Origin of the sequence: Nocardiopsis sp. TNDT3, assembly GCF_003427465.1 — a bacterium.
GTDB classification, from domain to species: Bacteria; Actinomycetota; Actinomycetes; order Streptosporangiales; family Streptosporangiaceae; genus Nocardiopsis; species Nocardiopsis dassonvillei.
Window position 1 is genome coordinate 1 of sequence record NZ_QPFC01001077.1, and the last position, 3,417, is coordinate 3,417.

Annotated in this window: 1 protein-coding gene and 1 pseudogene; both read left to right on the plus strand. The window is 72.1% G+C overall.

All coding sequences use genetic code 11. From position 1 onward, the window contains the following. Positions 1-714: 714 nt before the first annotated feature. Positions 715-1,959: a crotonyl-CoA carboxylase/reductase gene (ccrA, locus tag DQW06_RS24015; RefSeq protein ID WP_013151542.1), complete on the plus strand. Its 1,245-nt coding sequence runs from the start codon at positions 715-717 to the stop codon at positions 1,957-1,959. A gap of 614 nt (positions 1,960-2,573) precedes the next feature. After that, positions 2,574-3,417, plus strand: a pseudogene (locus DQW06_RS24020) (ATP-binding protein); the annotation flags it as partial.

Here is a 3,417-nt window from a genome sequence, read left to right on the forward strand (position 1 = left end):
GGCGGGGCCGCACGGCCCCGCCCCCGCTGCGCGCACTCTCTCTTTTGTGCCGGAATGATGACCCTTGATGTGCATTCGCGGCTGAGGAAGGTAGTCTCCTGTGCGTCAGAAGGGTGGTGCCGCAAACACCGCCCGTTTCCTCTGCGAACGTCTCCGGAAGGGAAGCTCCGACTCCCTCTCCGGCGACGCGGAATGCGTTTTGGGCCCGCCGTCGCGGCAGTTTGACGGATGCGTTCGCGTACGTTCGAAAGCACGGGAAAAGACACTGTACTCCCAGTTCAAGGCTGTTCTCGGAAGGGTTCCGGGTGCGGCGGGGGACAGGGCGACAAAGAACGACAGGAGAGCCATGACCCCCGCTCCCCGCTGTTCCGCGCCCCGGGCGTCCCGGCCCGGAGAGGAACGCCGGAGAACCGTCGCACCCCGGTGGCGGCGCTTCCGCGCCACTGTGGACTTGGATTCGGTCAGTCCGTACACCTATTTCCGGACTTGCAGCTGCGAACGGGAAGATGCACGTGCGCCCTCCCGGACCGCGTCCCGCGCGGTCGCGCGTGCATGCGTCCGTGCCGGCCGCCGCGCGGACGCGCGTGCGCTTCCCGGGAGTGTTCCGCCGGGGGTCCGCGGACCCGTGACCCGAGGAACACGACCCGGACGAGTCGCCGTCCGGTGAGCCCGGACACCTCCTCCACACCCCCGGTCGCTGAAAGGAACCTCCCCATGCCCAAGGACCTGTACGACCTCGGCGAGGTGCCCCCGCTGGGCCACGTGCCCGCGCGCATGCACGCCTTCACCCTCCGGCGGGAGCGCTACGGCCAGCCCCGCGAGGCCTTCGCGCGCGAGGTCGTTCCCGTGCCCCGCCTCGAACCCGGGCACGTCCTCGTCTACACGATGTCCGCGGGCATCAACTACAACAACGTCTGGGCGGCCATGGGCCACCCCGTGGACGTCATCGCCATGCGCGAGAAGGTCGGGGCCGCGGAGGAGTACCACATCGGCGGCTCCGACGGCGCCGGGGTCGTCTGGGCCGTGGGCGAGGGGGTCCGCGGCGTGGAGGTCGGCGACCACGTCATCATCGCCCCGGGCCAGTGGGACGAGAGCGCCGACGACATCCGCATGGGCCGCGACCCCATCGCCTCGCAGAGCATGCGTGTCTGGGGCTACGAGAACAACTTCGGCTCCTTCGGCCAGTTCACCCTGGTGCGCGACATCCAGTGCCACCGCAAGCCAGAGAACCTGCCCTGGGACGTGGCGGGCGGCTTCCTGGTGAGCGCGGCCACCGCCTACCGCCAGCTCTTCGGGTGGGAGCCCAACGTGGTCCGCCCCGGCGACCCCGTGCTGATCTGGGGCGGGGCCGGGGGCCTGGGCACCTCGGCCATCCAGCTGGCCCGGCAGGTGGGCGGCAAGCCGGTCGCGGTGGTCTCCACCGAGGACAAGGCGCGGATGTGCCGCGAACTGGGCGCGGTCGGTGTGATCCAGCGGACCGAGTTCGACCACTGGGGGAGGGTTCCGGATGAGGGGGACACCCAGGCCTACGCCTCCTGGATGCGTGGGGTACGCGCCTTCGGCAAGCGCTTCTGGGAGGAGCTGGGGGAGCGGCGCGCGCCCCGGATCGTGTTCGAGCACACCGGCGCCGACACCCTGCCGACCTCGCTCTACCTGTGTGACAACGCCGGGATGGTGGTGCTGTGCGGCGCCACCTCGGGCTTCCAGGCCGACGTTGACCTGCGCTTCCTGTGGATGCGGCTCAAGCGCCTCCAGGGATCGCACTTCGCCTCCCCGGCACAGTGCCGTATGGTGATCGACCTCGTCGCGGGCGGCCAGCTCGACCCGTGTGTGACGAGGATCGTGGAGTTCGACGAGATCGGGGAGGCCCATCAGTTGATCCGGGACAACGCCCAGCCGCCGGGGAACATGTCCGCGCTGGTCAACGCCCGCGCGGGGCAGACCGGGCTGGACGTCTAGCCCCGGTGTGGACGGGTTGCTGACACCTGGCCGGAAACAGACACGGGTCCATAAATCTCACAAAAACATCTGGGGTCACAGCACCTCCACGAGAGTGTTCTCGCACGTCAGAGATGCTTCCCCGAGTGCTTTTCTGAGGCTTCCCCGATTCGTCTGCCAAGGCTGTCGACCTTTGTTAGTCTGGCGAACCGAACGACGGTTCTCGGTGGAAGTACAGGAATTGTGCGGGGCATGGATACTTGTCTCCGGATGGGGTGTCGCACCCGTCTGGTCCCCGCTCGGGCGGGGGCGCCCCGGCCGAGACCTTCTTCCGGCGCACGGGGCACCCGGCTGCCACGGGGGTCCCGCCCGGGATCCCGGGGCGGCCGCCTCCCCGGGCAGGGCGGTGGAGCGGCGCCGCCGCCGAGCCAGCCCCACCGACGCGAGGAGACGAGATTGTGGCAGAGGCGCCGTCGCCGCGAGACAGCCCCGCTCCGCACCCGCGCGGGGGCGGGTCGATGACGTCAGCGGAGGACGGGCAAGCAGCCAGGCGGGAGGGACGGTTCCGACGAGCCATCTCCCGTATGGTCAGAGCCCAGGAACCCCCCTCACCGGAGACCCAGCAAGGAAATCCCGTGCATCATCCCGTGCATCCGCACTCGCAGAATTCCGGCCGCGCGTCGGACCGGGACAGCGCCCAGCCCACGGGCGGGTCCGCTCCCGAGTCGGGCGCGACGGAGCGCGGCGACGCCGCGCCCCCCGCGACCGGCCCCTTCTCCGGCTCCGCCGAGAACGGGTACCGACCCGCCTCCAGGACCAGCGTCCCCAACCCCTACACGACCCGGCGGGTGAACGTCGACGACGTGGACACCGGGGCCTCCCCGGTCAACCAGTGGCGCGGCGTGGGCCTGGACGAGCCCGAGCCGCGTACCCCACCCATCACCGCCACCACGGACACCATGACTGACACCTCCTCACCGACAGAGCGCGCGGAGCGGCCCCAGGCCCCCGCGGCGCAGACGCAGGCGGCGCCCGCGGACACCACGCCGCAGCCGGCCCCGCGGCCCGAGCAGGCGGGGCGGCAGCGGGCCGAGGCTCCGCACGGGCGGACGCGGCTCCCCGAGGAGCAGGGCCGCTCGCCCCGGCCCGAACAGGCGGACTCCCACCGACAGGACCCGCCGCAGGCCGCTGACGACCACCGCCGGACCGAGCAGCCGCAGGCCGACGCACCCCAGGCCGACGACCACCGCCAGCCGGAGCAGCCGCAGGCCGCCGCGCCCGCCCAGGGCCACCAGCAGCCTCCCCAGGCGTGGCCCGCGCCCCAGCCCTACCAGGTGCCGGGCGAGCGCCCCGCGGCCCCGCAGGTGCAGGGCCAGCACGGGTACGCCCAGCAGCCGGTCCCCGGTCCGGTCGGCCACGACCCCTACGCGGCCCCCGCGCCCTACCCGGCGCCCCCCGGCGCGCAGTACGGCCCCTACC

Coding starts and splice junctions, on each gene's coding strand:
- ccrA (WP_013151542.1), top strand. CDS start 715: ATGCCCAAGGACCTGTACGACCTCGGCGAGGTGCCCCCGCTGGGCCAC.